This is a genomic window from Cellulomonas sp. Root137 (genome assembly GCF_001426725.1).
Classification (GTDB): Bacteria; Actinomycetota; Actinomycetes; order Actinomycetales; family Cellulomonadaceae; genus Cellulomonas.
In genome coordinates this window covers 109,680-126,306 of record NZ_LMFG01000002.1, presented here as the reverse complement: position 1 = coordinate 126,306, position 16,627 = coordinate 109,680, and the positions used below count along the sequence as shown (strand labels likewise).

Here is a 16,627-nt window from a genome sequence, read left to right as displayed (position 1 = left end):
GCTCCTCGGTGCGGACGCTGTGCGCCTCCTGTGCGGTCAGTCCTCGGCGATCGGCCGACCCACGGTCAGCGCCTCCCGCAGCGGCGCGTCCAGCTCCCGGTACGCCGCGTCGGGCTGCGCACCCACCGCGTCGAGCACCGTGCTGAAGAAACAGCGCGCGGCGGCGGCCAGCACCACGTCGAGGATCTCGTCGTCGGCGAACCCGAGGGTGCGCAGCTCGTCGAGATCCTCCGGACGCATGTCGGCGGCGCCCGCCGCCACCGTGCCGGCCAGCCGCGCGACAGCGCGGTCCACCTCCGTCAGCTCCTCGGACTCGCCGCCCCGCGCCAGCGCCTGGACCGCGTCGGGGCTCATGTGCGTCGACGCGAGGACGTCACCGTGCGCCAGCGCGCAGTAGCTCGACCGCAGACGCAGCGCTGCGGCGGTCGTCGCCACCTCGTAACGCCGCGGGTCCATCCCCTTGATCGCCCGGTTCAGCCCCTGCCACCCGCGCAGGACCTCCGGCCGGTGCGCGAGCACGCGGGTGTAGTTGGCGACGTGACCGAGAGACGCCCGGTCCTTCTCGAACGCCGCTGCCACCTCGCCGGCGGGGTCGTCGTCCGTCGTCGCGCCGCTGATCCAGGCCATGCGTCGTCCTCCTCGCGGGTGGGGCGTGCCGTGCCGATCATCGCGCCCAGCGGCGCGGCCCGACAGGATGAACGGTCATGGACGCCTCCTCGGCCGCCGCCAACAACGCCGCGTGGTGCGATCTGGTCTGCCGGGCGGCCGGACTGCCGACGCAGACCCGCGCAGGGCTCTGGTCGACGCCGACCCGCTCCCCCGAGGCGTACCCGGACGGGGTCACGCTCCGCCCGGGGGTGCCCGCGCAGGAGGTGCTGGGCTCCGTCGACGACTCCGCGGGCGCCTCGGTCAAGGACTCGTTCGCGGACCTCGACCTGGCGCCGCACGGGTACACCGTGCTGTTCGAGGCCCGGTGGCTGGTCCGCGCCGCGGCGCGGCCGGGCGCACCGCTGCTGCCGTGGCGGTCGATCGAGGCGACGACGCTCCCGCGATGGTGGGCTGCGCACGGCTCGCGGGTCGTCGGTGCGGCCGTGCTCGACGACCCCGGGGTGCGCCTCCTGCTCGCCGAGGACGACGAGGGGCCGGTCGCGGTCGCCGCGCTCAACCGTTCGGGCAACGGGCCGCGGACGGTGGTCGGGGTCTCGAACGTGCGGGTGCTGCGGGGTGACCCCGAGGCCGTCTGGGCCGATCTCGCCGTCGTCGCCCGTCAGGAGCTGGGCGCGCACCCGCTGGTCGGCTACGAGTCGGGTGCGGACCTGGCGCCGCCGATCGCGACCGGGTTCGCGACCGTCGGCCCGCTGCGGGTCTGGGTCCGCTGACCGCCTACCCCCGGATCTCGAACCTCGTGAGCGCCTCGGGCTCCTCGACGGTGACGTCGACCCCGGACACGACCGCCCCGCCGGGACCGGTACGGCACCACGCCACGAGGGCCTCGACGGCGTCGGCGGCTCCCTCGAGGACGGCCTCGACCGTGCCGTCGGCCCGGTTGCGCACCCAGCCGTGCACGCCGAGTCGGCGGGCCTCGCGCGCCAGCGACCAGCGGTAGCCGACGCCCTGGACGGACCCGTCGACGACGAGATGGCGGCGGACCATCCCGCCAGTGTGCCCGTCAACCCATGGTTGACGAGCACACATCGTCAACCTAAGGTTGACGCATGACCACACGCGTGCAGAACCCCGTCCGGCTGGACGACCTCATCGACGCCATCACCACCTCCCAGCCCACCGTGCTCCACCAGCTGTCGACCGCGGTGCTCACCGCGCAGGCGCTCGGCGACGTCGCCGACCACCTCATCGGCCACTTCGTCGACCAGGCGCGGCGGTCCGGCGCCTCGTGGACGGAGATCGGCGCCAACATGGGGGTGACCAAGCAGGCCGCACAGAAGCGGTTCGTGGCCAAGGATCCCGGGGCGCCGGGCGCGAGCCAGGGCTTCGAGCGATTCACCGAGGCCGCGCGCAACGTCGTCGTCGCGGCGCAGAACGAGGCGCACGCGGCCGGCAACACCGAGATCACGACGGCCCACCTGGCGCTCGGCCTGCTCGCGGCACCCGACGACGTCGCCGCCCGGGCCGTCGCGGCGCAGGTCAGCTCGCTGGACGGCGCCCGACGGACGCTCACGGCCGGCCTGGCACCCTCGGTCGCCCCCGTCCCCGACCTCGTGCCGTTCGACGCCGGGGCCAAGAAGGCGCTGGAGCTGACGTTCCGCGAGGCGGTGCGCCTGGACGACGCGCGCGTCGACACCGGGCACGTGCTCCTCGCGCTCCTGGAGGCCGACGGCGGCAGCGGTCCGGTGGCGGCGCTGGGGCTCGACAAGGCCGCCGTCGAGGCGTTCGTCGTCGCGGCTCGGGACGAGGCCGACACCGCGGAGTGAGGCGCGCGGTACGCATCCGTCCCCCGGAGCAGGGAAGATGCTCGGGTGACCTCCCCGAGCGTGACCCCTGCCGACCGGACGGATGCGGGCCGCCGCTTTCGCACCGCCATGTTCGTCGACTTCGACAACGTCTACATCGGGCTGCAGCGCCTGGACCCCGTGGCCGCGGAGGCGTTCGCCACGAACCCGGCCCACTGGCTCAGTGAGCTGGAGACCGGCACCGACTCCGAGGGCGAGTTCAGCCGCCGCTTCCTGATCCGCGCCTGCTATCTGAACCCGTCGCGGTTCTCGCAGTTCCGGCCCAACTTCACGCGCGCCGGCTTCCAGGTGGTCGACTGCCCGTCGCTGACCCAGCAGGGCAAGAGCAGCGCCGACATCAACCTCGTCCTCGACGCCGTCGACGCCCTCGCGGCGCCTACGCAGTACGAGGAGTTCGTCATCGTCTCGGCCGACGCCGACTTCACGCCTCTGGCCCTGCGCTGCCGCGCCGCGGACCGCCGCGTCACGATCATCACCGCCAGCCCGGCCGCGGCCGCCTACCGGTCGGTGGCCGACTCCGTCATCACGGCCGACGACCTGGCCGAGCTGGTGACCCACACGGCGTCGACGCTGGACGTCGAGACCGTGGTCGAGGAGGTCGCGGTCGCCGTCGAGGCGCCCGCGCAGACTCCCACGAAGGCGCCGACGAAGAAGGCCGCCGCCGCCACGCCTCCCCCGAGCTCGGCCGCCCGCAAGGCCGTGCTCCAGCGCGTGCAGGCCGCGGACCGCCCGGTGCCGCTCGGCACCATCGCGCAGCTGGCGCAGAAGACCGAGCCGACCCTGCCCGAGACCCGGTGGGCCGGTGCGGGCGGCTTCCTGCCCTGGCTGGCACGCAACGTCCCCGAGGTCGGCGTCTCGTCGCGGCCGCCGGGGTTCGTCTGGGACGCCAACCGCTTCGGCGAGGCCGACCTGCCGGGCGCCGTCGCGGACACGTCCTCGAGCGCCCTCCAGCGCCAGGTCGTCGCGGTCACCGACACCCCCGGCCTCAGCGCCTCGAACTACCGGGTGCTCCTGACCGCCCTGGCCGCGGACCTCAAGGCCCACCCGTTCGACCGCGCCGAGACGTCCCGGCGCGTGCGCGACGCCTGCCGGAAGGCGGGCGCCCAGGTGGGCCGCTCCACCGTGAACTTCGTGATCGGCGGCATCATCTTCGCGGGCCTCGAGCTCAAGCCGACCACCAAGGCGTCCGACCTGGCGCTGGCGTGGGCGGACAACGTGGTCGGCCTGTGCCGCGGCGCCCGGATGCAGCTGAGCCCCGCCGACGCCGCCGCGATCGGTGCGTGGGTGGGCGGCGGCCTGCTGGAGAGCTGACTCAGCGGTCGTAGTCGAACCGCAGCCGCATCCGGTCCCCGCGGAACACGATCGACGAGTACTCGAACGGCCGCGCGAGCGCGTCGGAGATCACGTCCTGCAGCTGCAGGGCGGGGTCTCCGCGGCGCATGCCCAGGTGCTTGGCGTCGGCGGTGCTCACCGCGACGGCCTCGAGCTCCTCGTGCACGCGCTTCATGGGCAGCCCGTAGTGCTCCTCGAGCACCACGCAGAGCTGGTTGGCCACGACGTCGTGCCGGTCGAGCGCGGGCGCCAGCCGGGCCGGGACGTAGGAGCGGTGCAGGCTGATGGGCTCGCCCTGCACGGACCGGACCCGGACGATCACGTACGTCTCGTCGCCCTCGCCGAGCGCCAGACGCTCGCGCACCCCGGACGACGGCGTCTCGAGCGCCAAGGACACCAGCCGCGTCGACGTCTCGTAGCCGAGGGCCTCGAGCTGCTCGCGCACACCCCGGTAGGCCGGGGAGATCGCGCTGATCTTGGGCGTGGCCACGTAGGTGCCCTTGCCCGGCACGCGGACCAGCAGGCCGTCACCGACGAGCTTGGTCAGCACGCCGCGCACGGTCATCCGGCTGAGTCCGTAGATGCGGTTGAGCTCGTTCTCCGACGGGATCCGCTGCCCCGGGACCCACTCCCCGCTGGTGATCCGCGCGTGCAGGATCTGCTCCAGCTGCGCGTAGAGCGGCACGGCCGACTCCCGCGCGAGGACCTCCGACATGGGCCAAGACTTCCACGCTCTGGTCGGCCATGAGTAGACCTGTCTAGACTGCGGACAGATCGGGACGATGCGGTCCTGGTCACGCAGGGTCGCTCCCCGGGAGGGCTGAGCATGATCTCGTCGACGGTGACGATGACGCGGGCCGCCCGCGAGCACGGGTACGCGGTGCCGGCGGTGAACATCCTCGACGACCTCAGCCTGCGCGCCGTGATCGCCGCCGCGGTGGCCGCGAGCTCGCCGATGATCATCCAGATCTCGGTCAAGACGGTCCGCTCGATCGGCACCGACCTGATCACCACGATGTTCCGGCACGCCGCCGCCGACGTCCCCGTCCCGGTCGCCCTGCACCTCGACCACTGCCCCGACCGGGCGGTCATCTCCGACGTGGTCCGCGCCGGGTGGTCGTCGGTGCTCTTCGACGCCTCGGACCGCGACCTGGAGACCGCCGAGCGCGAGACGAGCGAGGTGGTCGCGGAGGCGCACGCCGCGGGGGTCGACGTCGAGTCGGAGATCGAGAACATCATCGGGGTGGAGGACGGCGTCGGCTCCGACGTCAGCCTGCACTCCTACGACGTCGCGACGCTGGCCGCCGTCGCCGAGCGCACGGGGGTCGACCTGCTCGCACCCCAGCTGGGCACCGCGCACGGCGAGTACAAGGCGCAGCCGGTGCTCCTCCCCGAGCGCGTGCGTGAGCTGGCCGCCCTGACGGACCGCTCGATCGTGCTGCACGGCGGCACCGGCCTGTCGGCGGAGGACTTCGCGACGTTCATCGACGCCGGCGTCTCCAAGATCAACATCTCGACGGGCGTCAAGGTCGCGTACATGCGGTCCGCCGAGACGCACCTGGCCGAGGCGCGCGCCCGCGACAAGTGGGATCCGCCCTCGATGTTCCGGGACATCTCCACCGCCGTGCAGGCCGCGATCGCCGTGCACATCGAGGAGTTCGGCGCGGCCGGGAAGGCGTCGTCGTGAGCCCCGCCCTGGTGTTCGACTGCGACGGCGTGCTGGCCGACACCGAGCGTGACGGGCACCTGCCCGCGTTCAACCGGACCTTCGAGGAGGCCGGCCTCCCGATCCACTGGAGCGAGCAGGAGTACGGGTACCTGCTGGCGATCGGCGGCGGCAAAGAACGGCTGGCGACGGTGTTCACGCCGGCGTTCGTCGCGACCGCGCACCTGCCCACCGACCCCGACGAGCAGCGCGACCTGGTGGCCCGCTGGCACAAGGCGAAGACCGCGCACTACACGGAGCTGGTCGCTGCCGGGGTGATGCCCGGGCGGCCCGGCATCGCGCGCATCGTGGCGGAGGCGTCCGCTGCGGGCTGGCTGCTGGCGGTCGCGTCCACGTCCGCCGAGGCGTCCGTCCGCGCGGTGCTCGAGCACGCGGTCGGTGCGGAGCGAGCCGCGGAGTTCGCGGTGTTCGCCGGGGACGTGGTGCCGGCCAAGAAGCCCGCGCCGGACATCTACCTGCTCGCCCTGCGCGAGCTCGGCGTCGGTCCCGAGGAGGTGATCGTCGTCGAGGACAGCGCCAACGGCCTGCGGGCCGCGCTCGGCGCCGGGCTGCGCACCGTCGTCACGGTCAGCAGCTACACGGCCGACGAGGACTTCACCGGCGCGTCGCTCGTCGTCAGCACGCTCGGCGACCTCCCCGACCAGCCGGCCACCGCGCTGGCCAACCCCCACGACCTGGTCGTCGACGGCGAGGTCACCCTGTCCCACCTCGACCAGCTCCTCACCACTCCCTGAAGGGTCCCGCCCGTGTCCGATGCCCGCGTCGAGTCCGTCGTCCGCACCATCACGCAGACCTGCATCGAGAACGAGACGTACTTCGGGGACCTGGACTCCGTCGTGGGCGACGGGGACTTCGGCTTCTCCCTCGCGCGCGGCTTCGAGAACGTGCTGGCCCAGTGGGACGACTTCGACCGCACCGACACCGGCACGTTCCTGCAGAAGGTGGCGGTCGTGATGAGCGGGCGGATCGGCGGGACGTCGGGACCCATCTGGGGCACGGCGTTCCTGCGCGCAGCGGGCCAGGTCAATGGCAAGCAGGAGATCACGGGCGACGACGTCGTGGCGATGCTGCGCGCGGCGATCGAGGGGATCAAGGCGCGCGGCGGAGCGGACCTGGGCGAGAAGACCCTGCTCGACGCCCTGGCGCCGATGACCGACACGATCGAGCACGAGCTCGGGGCCGGCACCGCGCCCGCGGACATCGCCAAGGCCGCGGCCGTCACCGCCCGCGAGGCCGCCGAGGCGACCCGGCCGATGCAGGCCAGGCGCGGCCGGGCGTCGTACACCGGCGAGCGCAGCATCGGCTCGCTCGATCCCGGCGCGGTCGCGGTGGCCGTGCTGGCGGAACGCGTCGCCGACACCTGGTGACACCCACACGTCCGCGCTCCGGGGGCGACGCGGCGACAGGTCTGGACAACACGACGATGTGGAGGAACGACTGATGAAGAAGTTCGTCAACGACCCGAAGAACTTCGTCCCCGAGATGCTCAAGGGCATCGCGCTGGCCAACCCCGACACCCTGCGCTACGTGCCCGAGTACAACCTGATCATGCGGGCCGACGCCCCGCGGCACGACAAGGTGTCGATCATCCAGGGCTCCGGGTCGGGGCACGAGCCGGCGCACGTCATGGTGGTCGGCAAGGGCATGCTCGACGGCGCCTGTCCCGGCGACGTGTTCGCGGCGCCGCCCATGGAGTACGTGCTGGAGACCGCCAAGCTGCTGGCCTCGGACAAGGGCGTCCTGCTGCTGGTCAACAACTACACCGGCGACAAGATGGCGTTCGAGATGGCGGCCGAGCTGGCCGAGGCCGAGGGCCTGAACGTACGGACGCTGTTCATCAACGACGACGTCGCGGTCAAGGACTCCACCTGGACGGTGGGCCGGCGCGGGGTCGCGGGGAACTTCTTCGTGATGAAGGCCGTCGGGGCTGCGTCCGAGGCGGGTGCCTCGCTGGACGAGCTGGTGCGGATCGGCGAGAAGGTCAACTCCGTCACCCGGACCATGGGCATCGCCCTGACCCCGTGCACGCCTCCGGCCAAGGGCTCGCCCCTGTTCGAGCTGGCCGACGACGAGATGGAGGTCGGCGTCGGCATCCACGGCGAGCCCGGCCGCCGACGCGCCAAGCTGGTGAGCGCCGACGAGATCGTGGACGAGCTGCTGGGCGCGGTCGTCCCGGACCTGCCGTACTCCTCGGGCGACGAGGTCGCGCTGATGATCAACGGCCTGGGCGGCACCCCGATCAGCGAGCTGTACCTGCTGTACGGGCTGGCGCACGAGAAGCTCGCCGCGCAGGGCATCACCGTGGGCCGCAGCTACGTGGGCGAGTACTGCACGTCGCTCGACATGGCGGGCGCGTCGCTCACGCTGGTCCAGCTCGACGACGAGATCAAGGACCTGCTGCTGGCACCCGCGGAGATCGCCAACCGCGTGTTCTGAGCACCGACGGCCACGCGCGGCGACACCCGCATCTCGTCGCGCGTGGTCCTTTCCTTACCGGTACACCTTGTGCGCGGCCGTCCGAATTGTCATGCTCTCCGGGACGGCGCACACCCGTCGCACGCGAACGGTCATCCGACAACGACGTAGGAGACTCCGTGTCCAGATCCCTGTCCCGCACGCGCTCGATGCTGCTCGCTGCCGCCAGTGTGGTAGCGCTCTCACTGGCCGTCGCCGCTCCCGCCGCGGCGCACGACGGCCGCGGTCACCACCACCCGGCGCCCGCCACCCGGCTCTTCACTCCCCCACCGAACGACGGCGCGGTCGCGCAGATCAAGCAGCTGGTGAAGGCACGCCAGTGGTCGGACGCGGCGGCGATCACCAAGATGGTCGCCACACCGCAGGCGGTCTGGTTCACCTCGGGAACGCCCAAGGACGTCAAGAAGGCCGTCCAGAAGACGATGAAGCAGGCCAAGGTGACCCGGTCGGTCCCCGTGCTCGTCGCCTATGACCTGCCGTTCCGCGACTGCGCGCAGTACTCGGCCGGTGGCGCGCTCGACACCGAGGCGTACCTGGCGTGGATCGACGGGTTCGCGGCGGGCATCGGGGACGGCAAGGCGATCGTCCTGCTGGAGCCCGACGGCCTCGGGATCATCCCCTGGTACACCTCGATCAACGGCGCCCAGGAGTGGTGCCAGCCCGCGGAGCTCGACCCCGCGACCGCGGCGGCCGACCGGTTCACGCAGCTCAACGGCGCCGTCGACCGCCTGGCCGCGCTGCCGAACGTGTCCCTCTACCTCGACGGGACGCACAGCGGCTGGCTCGGGACCGGGGACATCGCCGACCGGCTGCACAAGGCCGGCGTCGAGAAGACCGAGGGGTTCTTCCTCAACGTCTCCAACTACGAGACCACCGAGCGTCAGGCGAAGTTCGCGTCCTGGATCGCGCAGTGCCTCTGGTACGGCACCAACACCGCCGAGGGCGGCTGGCGCGTGGGCCACTTCGACTACTGCGCCAGCCAGTACTACCCGGCGAACCCGGCGGACTTCAGCACGTGGGCGCTGACCGACCAGTGGTACCTGGACAACGTCACCAACGCGGCCAACCCGCCCAGCGGGCCGGACGTCCTCGCGCACGCCGTGATCGACACCAGCCGCAACGGCCAGGGCCCGTGGACCGCTCCCCCGGGCAGCCCCGCCGGCGACCCGCAGGTCTGGTGCAACCCGCCGGACCGCGGCCTGGGCCTGCGTCCGACGCTGAGCACGGGCGACCCGTACGTGGACGCGTACCTCTGGGTGAAGATCCCGGGCGAGTCCGACGGCCAGTGCACGCGGTGGGCACCCGAGGGCGGCATCGACCCCGTCCGCGGCTACGCCGACCCGGCGGCCGGTGCGTGGTTCCCGCAGATGGCCCTGGAGCTCGTGCACCTCGCGAACCCGGGACTCTGACGGCGAGGGCGGCCCGGAGCGCACGCGCGCCGGGCCGCCCGGCCAGGGTGAAATCGCCCATCGGGGACATCCAGGACGTTGCGCACGTACCTCAGCGCGAGTTGGCTGCTCATCAAGGATGGGCGTTGTCTGACGACCACTGAGGTGCGCAGGGGGGCGCGACCGATGATCCCTGGACCACTGCCGTGACCGACTACGCCGATCTGGAGATCAGCGTCCATCGGCGGGACGCGATCACCTACGCGGTGGAGCTGCGGTTCCAGCTGCCGGGCTCGGACGTCGAGAACCGTCTGGACGCCGACGGACCTCTGCTGGCGAGCATCGACCCCGCCGCCCTCGACCAGCTGGACGACGACGAGTACGGGGCGCAGCTGGGGCGCGGACTGTTCGGGGGTGGCGTCGGCAACGCGTTCCGGACCGCCGTCGCGACCTCGCAGAGCAAGGGTGTCCGGCTGCGGGTGCGTCTGGTCATCGGCAGGACCGCGAGCGCGCTGCACGGCCTGCGGTGGGAGACGCTGCGGGACCCGTCGGACGGCTCCACGCTGCTGACGAACGAGAACGTCCTCTTCTCGCGGTACCTCGGCAGCCTCGACTGGCGGCCCGTGAGCGTGCGGCCGCGCGGCGACCTCTCGGCGCTGGCCCTGATCGCCGCCCCCTCGAACCTGGACGCGATCTCGGCGGGGCGTCCCCTGGCGCCCGTGGACACAGAGGCCGAGCGGACGCGCGCCCGCCAGGCCCTGGACGGGATGGACCTCACCGAGCTGCCCGGCACCGCGCGGCCCACGGCAGCCCACCTGATCGAGAGGCTGCGCCGCGGCGTCGACGTGCTCTACCTGGTGTGCCACGGCTACCTCGCCAACGACGAGCCGGTCCTGCTGCTCGAGGACGACGAGGGCAGGGCGGCGCCCATGCTGGGCAGCGACCTGGTGGCGAGGCTCCGGGAGATCTCGAGGCCACCCCGGCTCGTGTTCCTCGCGTCCTGCCAGAGCGCCGGGGCGGGCGCCGACCGCAGCAGCGCCGACGCGGGCGTCCTGTCCGCGCTCGGACCGCGGCTGGCGTCCTCCGGCGTCCCGGCGGTGATCGCGATGCAGGGGAACGTCTCGATGACCACCGCGGCGACCTTCACGACCTCGTTCTTCTCCAGCCTCGACGAGGACGGTCTGGTCGACCGCGCGACCGCGGTGGCCCGCTCGGTCGTCCGCGAGCGCCCCGACTGGTGGGTGCCCGCCCTGTTCATGCGCCTGAAGAGCGGGAGGCTCTGGTACGTGCCCGGCACGGCACCCGGCGGCGCGCGATTCGACAAGTGGCCCTCGGTCGTGGCGGACATCAAGGCCGACAAGTGCACGCCGATCATCGGTCCCGGGATCAGCGACCCGCTCATCGGCAGCCGGCAGGAGATCGCCCGCACGTGGGCGCGGAGCTACCGCTTCCCGATGGCACCGCACAACCGCGAGAGCCTGCCACAGGTGGCGCAGTACCTGTCGATCAACCTGGGTCGGCGGTTCCCCCGGCTCGAGCTCGAGAACCACCTGCGCCGGACGCTCGTCGACCGCTACCACGACGAGCTGCCGGAGGAGCTGCTCGGGGAGCGGGCCTCGCTCGACGACGTCCTCGAGGCGGCATGGGAGGCCGTCGCCGCGCGGGGGGGCACCGAGCCGTACAGCGTGCTCGCCGAGATCCCGACGCCCATCTACATCACCGCGCAGCCGTCGTTCCTGCTGGCGAAGGCGCTGATCAAGGCGGGCCGGGAGCCGGAGATCGAGCTGTGCCGGTGGCGCGAGGACCAGTCGTGGCCGGAGTCGGTGTTCGAGCGTGAGCCCGGGTACCGACCGACCGCGCAGCGCCCGCTCGTCTACCACCTGCTGGGGGCGCTGAGCGAGCCACAGTCCCTGGTGCTCACCGAGGACGACTACTTCGACTTCCTCATCGGCGTCACGCTCAACCAGGACCTGGTGCCGGCCCCGGTGAAGCGCGCCCTCACGGACTCCGCCCTGATGTTCGTGGGCTTCCGGATCGACGAGTGGGACTTCCGCGTCCTCTACCGCAGCCTGATGAACTCGGAAGGTGGGCGGCGGCGGGACGACTACACGCACGTCGCCGTCCAGATCGATCCCGAGGAGGGGACGACGATCGATGCCGAGCGTGCGCGGCGGTACCTGGAGAGCTACTTCGACCACTCCCACATCAGCCTGTACTGGGGCAGCACGGAGAGCTTCATCAAGGAGCTCGCGGACGAGTGGCGGCAACGGCGATGACCCTCGACGCCACCGCGGTGCGCGCGGACAACCCGTACGTCGGGCCCACGTCCTTCCAGTCGGGCGACCCGCTCTACGGACGGTCCCAGGCGCGTGACGACCTGCTCGACCTGGTCATCGCCGAACGCATCGTCCTGCTGTACTCGCCGTCCGGAGCCGGCAAGACGTCCCTGATCCAGGCTGCGCTGGTCCACGCCCTGGAGGAGGCGCGGTTCGAGGTGCTGCCGGTGATCCGCGTGACGCACGCACTGTCCGCGGACGCCTCGGTGCCCGACGTGCGCAACCGGTACGTCATGAGCACGCTGCTCTCCCTCGAGGAGGGGGTCCCGGCGGCACAGCAGGTGCCACTCAGCACCCTGGCGACGATGTCGATCTCCGACTACCTGGCGGCTCGGCCCGACCTGGACGGTGTGCCCGGCAACGAGGTGCTCATCTTCGACCAGTTCGAGGAGGTGCTCACGGCCGACCCGACGGACGAGGCGGCGAAGCGCGAGTTCTTCGCCCAGCTGGGCGAGATGCTCCGCGACCGGGAGCACTGGGCGGTCTTCGCGATGCGCGAGGACTTCCTCGCGGCTCTCGATCCCTACCTCCGGTTCGTGCCGACCCGCTTCCGCACGCGGTACCGCCTGGACCTGCTCACCGCGGCGCAGGCGCTCGAGGCGGTCGTCAACCCCGCGCGCGACTCCGGCGTGACCTTCGCGACGGACGCCGCCTCCCGCCTGGTCGACGACCTGCGGCGGGTCCGGGTGCAGCGCCCCGAGGGCGCGCAGGAGGTCCTCGGCCCGTACGTGGAGCCGGTCCAGCTGCAGGTCGCGTGCCACCTCCTGTGGTCGCGGCTACCGACGGACGCCCGCGAGATCACCGAGGCGGACGGCGCGGCGCTCGGTGACGTGGAGGAGGCGCTCGCGCGCTACTACGCCGACCGCGTGCGCGACGCCGCCAAGCGCACGGGCATGCGGGAGGGCGCCGTCCGGGACTGGTTCGACGAGCGGCTCATCACACCGCAGGGGCTGCGCGGGCAGGTGCTGGACGGCCCGACGGGCGACCTCGCGACCGACCGCGCGCTCCTCGACGCGCTCATCGCGGACCACCTCGTCCGCGCCGAGAGCCGGCGGCAGGCCACCTGGTACGAGCTCGCCCACGACCGGTTCATCGAGCCGATCCGCAAGGACAACGCCGCGTGGCGCGGCGAGCACCTCACGGTGCTCGAGCGGACTGCTGCGCTGTGGGCGGCGGAGGAGCGCCCGCAGCACCTCCTGCTGGTCGGGCCGGCGCTCGAGGATGCCCTGGCGGACGCCACGCAGATCCCCGGGCAGCTGCGCCCGCGGGAGCGCGAGCTGCTGGAGGCGTCCCAGGCGGCCGAGTCGCACCGCCGCGCCCAGATCCGCAGCGCCCAGCGGATGCGTCGCATCTCGATGGTGCTCGCGGCCGCGGTCGTCGTCGCCCTCGTCGCGAGCGTGATCGGCTGGGTGTCGTTCCGCGGTGCTCGAGAGGCGACCGCCGAGGCACAGGCCGCCGAGCTGCGGCAGCACCTGAAGTTCGGCGCCCTCCAAGCCCTGGCCAGCGACCCGCAGACGGGGGTCGCGCTGGCCGGTGCGCTGACCGAGACCGTCGGCGCCGACCAGCTCGACATCGACACGAGGTCCCTGCTCTACCAGGCCGCGGACGCCTCCCCCGTGTCGGTGGTGTTCCGCGGCGACGACGCGCAGGAGGTCGCCTGGGCCGCGCTGTCCGGTGACGGCAGCACCGTCGTCACCGGGGGCGGGAACACCGTGCGGGTGTTCGACCGCGGCACCGGCGAGCTCGAGGCCGAGCTGGAGCCACCGGTCCCCGGGCGAGTGGGCTCGGTCGACGTGAGCACCGACGGCGGCACGGTCGTCGCCTCGCTGGAGAACGGCACGATCGTCACGTGGGACGTCGCGACGCGGGAGTCGCAGTCCTGGGACCTGGGCTCCGGGTACGCGTGGGCCGCCTCGGTCTCGCGCGCTGGGGACCGTGTCGCCTCGCTGGTCGGCGACGACTCGGTGCGGGTCTGGGACACGGCCGGCGAGCTCCAGCTGGAGCTGCGCCACCCGGGCGCCACCCTGCTCTACGAGGCGATGTTCAGCGACGACGGGCGGTTCCTCGCGACCGTCGGCGACGGCACCGACGCGGTGGTGTGGGACGCGAGCAGCGGCACCGAGCTGTCGCGGATCCCGATGGGCGAGGGCGCGCGGAACGCCCTGTTCAGCCGCGACGGGTCGAGGCTCGGGACGATCGCGCTGGACGGCACGGCGAGCGTCTGGGACGTCGCCACGGGCGCACGCACGAGCGGACCTCTGGAGACGGACGCCGACTCCTGGGCACTGAACGCCGACCTGACGGAGCTGCTCACCATGACCACGTGGGGGGACGTCCAGATCCTCGACCTCGCCACCGGCACGCTCGAGCGCGAGGCGTTCGTCTCCGGTGCACGGCTCGCCGGGGCAGGGTTCGACAGCCGCGAGCCCACGGCGGCGTTCGTCCTGCCCGACGCCGGCAACCCGGCCATCTGGCGGACCGAGTCGGTGCGGCCCACTGCCACCGTGTCGGCGGAGGGCGAGTCGATCGCGGTCTCGTCGGACGACGGGACCCTGCGGGTGACCGACGTCGGCGACTCCCCCGGTGTCATGCGCACCGGGGACGGCGACTACGCGTGGGACGTCGACCTCGACGCCTCCGGGGACCGCGCGGTCGTGGTGCAGCTCGGCGGCGCGACCGTCTGGGACGTCGGCTCGGTGGGCGGTGGACCGGTCCTCGAGTCAGGCGCCGGCGGGATCACCACCGCGGCCCTCAGCGCGGACGGCTCCCGGGTGGTCACCACCGACACCGAGGGGACGGTGACGCTCTGGGACGCGGAGACGGGCGAGGCCCTGCGGGAGCTGGACGGCCCGGACTGGACAGACTTCGTGGCGACCGACTTCTCCCCCGACGGGTCGCAGGTGCTGGTCGCCCTGCGTGCCAACGCCGACGCGAACGCCGCGGCGGCCCCCATGCTCGCTGCGATCCTGCCCGTCGACGGCGCGGGATCCCTCGTCCCGCTCAGCGTGACGAGCCGCTCACGCCTGCCCGAGGCACCCCGCCAGCTCGACGACCAGCCGACGGAGGACGCCGCGCCACCGATCGTTCGCTCGACCCCGGACACCTCTGCCACGGACGTTCCGTCGCCGTCGTCGGTCCCCGGCGCGCCCCCCGACGGCACGACGGAGGTCGTGACCGACGCCGCCTTCGCGCCGGACGGCGGCCTCGTCGCGATCGGCACGGAGGACGGGACGGTCGCGGTGTTCGACGCGGCGACGGGCGCGGTCGTGTACGCCGACGCGGCCACCTCCCTGCGCGTCAACCACGTCGGCTTCACGCCCGACGGTGACGTGCTCAGCTCGAGCCGAGACGTCCACCTGCGCATCATCGATCCCCGGTCGGGGCGGGTGGAACGAGACATCCCGCTGGTCGACACCTGGCCGATGGGAGCCGTGGCCGCCGCCGACGGGTCCTCCGTGACCGTCTTTGCGCGCGACGGCTCCGTGGCCGTCCTGCCGCTGGACGACGACGCCCTGGTCGACCTGGTCCGGTCGAAGGTGACGCGCGACCTCACCCCCTACGAGTGCGAGCAGTACGAGATCACCACCTGCTGACTACCGGACCACGGCCTGCCACAGCGCGTGCGCGACCGGGGCGCGGGCGATGTCGCTGTGCGCGCCCATCACCCCCGCGCTCGTGGCGATCACACGGTCGGCGCGCAGGTTGTACACGTGCCCCGCCCGCAGGTCGTACGGCTCGTCCACCGCGTGCAGGTCGTCGTCGACCACCGCCAGGCCCGGCCCGCGCACACCGAACGTGCCGATCGCGCCGTAGGTCGGCAGGATGCCCGGCGCGTAGTCCACCTGTCGCCGCGCGCCGGCGCCGAGCGGGTAGAACATGCCGACCGCGCGGTCGTGCACCGACGTGGTGACGAGCACGGGACCGTCGACCAGACCGTCGCTCACCACCCGGTGGAAGTAGCCGGGCCGCTCGGGCGCCGCGGGGATGCTGGTGCAGAACGACCACAAGGACATCGCTCCCTGGACGAGCATGAGCGTGCTCACCGCGGGCGTCCCGGCCGGTCGCCCTGCCACCGCGGCCGACACGACGATGCACCCGAAGCTGTGCCCCATGAGGTGCACCCGAGCCGTCGGCACCGCGCTCTGCAGGCCCGCGACCAGGTCGGCCACCCCGCGCGCGCCGACCTCGCTCGCACGGCGCTTCATCTGCCAGAACGTCAGCACCCGCAGCGGCGCGAGCAGGCCGCCCAGCGAGACGCCACCGAACGAGGTGAGCTCGGCCATGAGACAGGCCTGGTACGCCGACTCCGCGTCGAACGCGTCCCGGTCGGCTCCTGGGGCTCCACCCTCCCCGTCCGCCGGCAGGCCCGTCGCGGCGTCGAGCCGCTCGTACGCCCTCCGGACCTCCTCGGGGAGCGTCACCGGCACGATGTCCTCTCGCGCGGCGTCGAGGATCGTGCGGAGGGACTCGCGCACCTCCGCCGAGCCGCCGAGGACGTCCTCGACCGAGGCCGCGAGCGCGTCGGCTCCTCCTCCACCGTCGGCCAGGCCGAACGACGCGGACCCCAGCTCCTCGTCGCCCCAGGCCTTGCTCGGCCAGTGCACGCCCACCACGAGCGGCCGGAAGCCGCGCGCGCGAGCCCGGGCGACGTCGTCCTCGCAGAGCGCCATGGCGGCCACCCACCGGTCGTACTGCTGCCGGGCGGCGGGCACGTCGCCGAACCAGCCGTGGCTCAGCACGAACACGTCGGTCGGTGCGAGGTCCGCTGCCAGCCCGGCCAGCCGCCGGCTCGGCAGCCCGTCGTCGTCGGGCCGCTCGAGCCCCGCCGCGTCGAACGCGACCAGGTGGTAGCCGCCCTCGTCCCCCGGACCGGGCCGTGCCATGGCAGTCTCCCTCGCT

14 protein-coding genes are annotated in these 16,627 nt (G+C 72.8%); 10 read left to right on the top strand and 4 right to left on the bottom strand.

Going from position 1 to position 16,627, the window contains the following annotated elements:
* Positions 1-36 precede the first annotated feature (36 nt).
* The gene (locus ASD18_RS12990) at positions 37-627 is read right to left on the bottom strand and encodes a carboxymuconolactone decarboxylase family protein (protein ID WP_056092511.1); all 591 of its coding nucleotides are present in this window, start codon (positions 625-627) and stop codon (positions 37-39) included.
* 77 nt (positions 628-704) lie between these two features.
* Here ASD18_RS12990 and ASD18_RS12985 point away from each other — a divergent pair, with 77 nt between their 5' ends.
* Complete coding sequence (locus ASD18_RS12985; protein ID WP_056092508.1) at positions 705-1,379, top strand: hypothetical protein; 675 nt, start codon at positions 705-707, stop codon at positions 1,377-1,379.
* Between the two features lie 4 nt (positions 1,380-1,383).
* Here ASD18_RS12985 and ASD18_RS12980 read toward each other — a convergent pair whose 3' ends face one another.
* Complete coding sequence (locus ASD18_RS12980; RefSeq protein WP_082574030.1) at positions 1,384-1,653, bottom strand: acylphosphatase; 270 nt, start codon at positions 1,651-1,653, stop codon at positions 1,384-1,386.
* A 62-nt stretch (positions 1,654-1,715) separates the two neighbouring features.
* On the opposite strand from ASD18_RS12980, the gene ASD18_RS12975 reads away from it, so the two are divergent.
* Positions 1,716-2,432, top strand: a complete 717-nt coding sequence (locus ASD18_RS12975; RefSeq protein ID WP_056092495.1) for a Clp protease N-terminal domain-containing protein — start codon at positions 1,716-1,718, stop codon at positions 2,430-2,432.
* Positions 2,433-2,477: 45 nt separating this feature from the next.
* Positions 2,478-3,782, top strand: a complete 1,305-nt coding sequence (locus ASD18_RS12970) for an NYN domain-containing protein (RefSeq protein ID WP_156388013.1) — start codon at positions 2,478-2,480, stop codon at positions 3,780-3,782.
* Between the two features lies 1 nt (position 3,783).
* Here the strand turns inward: ASD18_RS12970 and ASD18_RS12965 are convergent, their stop codons facing one another.
* The gene (locus ASD18_RS12965) at positions 3,784-4,518 is read right to left on the bottom strand and encodes a GntR family transcriptional regulator (RefSeq protein WP_056092487.1); all 735 of its coding nucleotides are present in this window, start codon (positions 4,516-4,518) and stop codon (positions 3,784-3,786) included.
* A gap of 111 nt (positions 4,519-4,629) precedes the next feature.
* Here ASD18_RS12965 and ASD18_RS12960 point away from each other — a divergent pair, with 111 nt between their 5' ends.
* From ASD18_RS12960 to ASD18_RS12930, 7 genes are all read left to right on the top strand, one after another.
* Positions 4,630-5,490: a class II fructose-bisphosphate aldolase gene (locus ASD18_RS12960; protein WP_056092486.1), complete on the top strand. Its 861-nt coding sequence runs from the start codon at positions 4,630-4,632 to the stop codon at positions 5,488-5,490.
* A complete protein-coding gene (locus ASD18_RS12955; RefSeq protein WP_056092483.1) occupies positions 5,487-6,263 on the top strand; it encodes an HAD-IA family hydrolase in 777 nt (258 codons plus the stop codon). The genes ASD18_RS12960 and ASD18_RS12955 overlap by 4 nt, the downstream gene beginning before the upstream one ends.
* A 12-nt stretch (positions 6,264-6,275) precedes the next feature.
* On the top strand, positions 6,276-6,896 hold the full coding sequence (dhaL, locus tag ASD18_RS12950) for a dihydroxyacetone kinase subunit DhaL (protein ID WP_056092481.1): 621 nt from the start codon (positions 6,276-6,278) through the stop codon (positions 6,894-6,896).
* A 73-nt stretch (positions 6,897-6,969) separates the two neighbouring features.
* Positions 6,970-7,965 (top strand): dihydroxyacetone kinase subunit DhaK, encoded by a 996-nt coding sequence (gene dhaK / locus ASD18_RS12945; protein WP_082574028.1) that lies wholly within the window; start codon positions 6,970-6,972, stop codon positions 7,963-7,965.
* Between the two features lie 158 nt (positions 7,966-8,123).
* Positions 8,124-9,413, top strand: a complete 1,290-nt coding sequence (locus ASD18_RS12940) for a glycoside hydrolase family 6 protein (RefSeq protein ID WP_082574026.1) — start codon at positions 8,124-8,126, stop codon at positions 9,411-9,413.
* Between the two features lie 185 nt (positions 9,414-9,598).
* Positions 9,599-11,668, top strand: coding sequence for a CHAT domain-containing protein (locus ASD18_RS12935; protein ID WP_056092478.1), 2,070 nt, complete (start codon positions 9,599-9,601; stop codon positions 11,666-11,668).
* Positions 11,665-15,321: a WD40 repeat domain-containing protein gene (locus ASD18_RS12930; RefSeq protein WP_056092475.1), complete on the top strand. Its 3,657-nt coding sequence runs from the start codon at positions 11,665-11,667 to the stop codon at positions 15,319-15,321. Before ASD18_RS12935 ends, ASD18_RS12930 begins: the two co-directional genes overlap by 4 nt.
* Here the strand turns inward: ASD18_RS12930 and ASD18_RS12925 are convergent, their stop codons facing one another.
* On the bottom strand, positions 15,322-16,611 hold the full coding sequence (locus ASD18_RS12925) for a hypothetical protein (RefSeq protein WP_056092472.1): 1,290 nt from the start codon (positions 16,609-16,611) through the stop codon (positions 15,322-15,324).
* Positions 16,612-16,627 lie beyond the last annotated feature (16 nt).

Coding starts and splice junctions, on each gene's coding strand:
- ASD18_RS12965 (WP_056092487.1), bottom strand. CDS start 4,518: ATGTCGGAGGTCCTCGCGCGGGAGTCGGCCGTGCCGCTCTACGCGCAG.
- ASD18_RS12930 (WP_056092475.1), top strand. CDS start 11,665: ATGACCCTCGACGCCACCGCGGTGCGCGCGGACAACCCGTACGTCGGG.
- ASD18_RS12980 (WP_082574030.1), bottom strand. CDS start 1,653: ATGGTCCGCCGCCATCTCGTCGTCGACGGGTCCGTCCAGGGCGTCGGC.
- ASD18_RS12960 (WP_056092486.1), top strand. CDS start 4,630: ATGATCTCGTCGACGGTGACGATGACGCGGGCCGCCCGCGAGCACGGG.
- ASD18_RS12990 (WP_056092511.1), bottom strand. CDS start 627: ATGGCCTGGATCAGCGGCGCGACGACGGACGACGACCCCGCCGGCGAG.
- ASD18_RS12925 (WP_056092472.1), bottom strand. CDS start 16,611: ATGGCACGGCCCGGTCCGGGGGACGAGGGCGGCTACCACCTGGTCGCG.
- ASD18_RS12975 (WP_056092495.1), top strand. CDS start 1,716: ATGACCACACGCGTGCAGAACCCCGTCCGGCTGGACGACCTCATCGAC.
- dhaK (WP_082574028.1), top strand. CDS start 6,970: ATGAAGAAGTTCGTCAACGACCCGAAGAACTTCGTCCCCGAGATGCTC.
- ASD18_RS12985 (WP_056092508.1), top strand. CDS start 705: ATGGACGCCTCCTCGGCCGCCGCCAACAACGCCGCGTGGTGCGATCTG.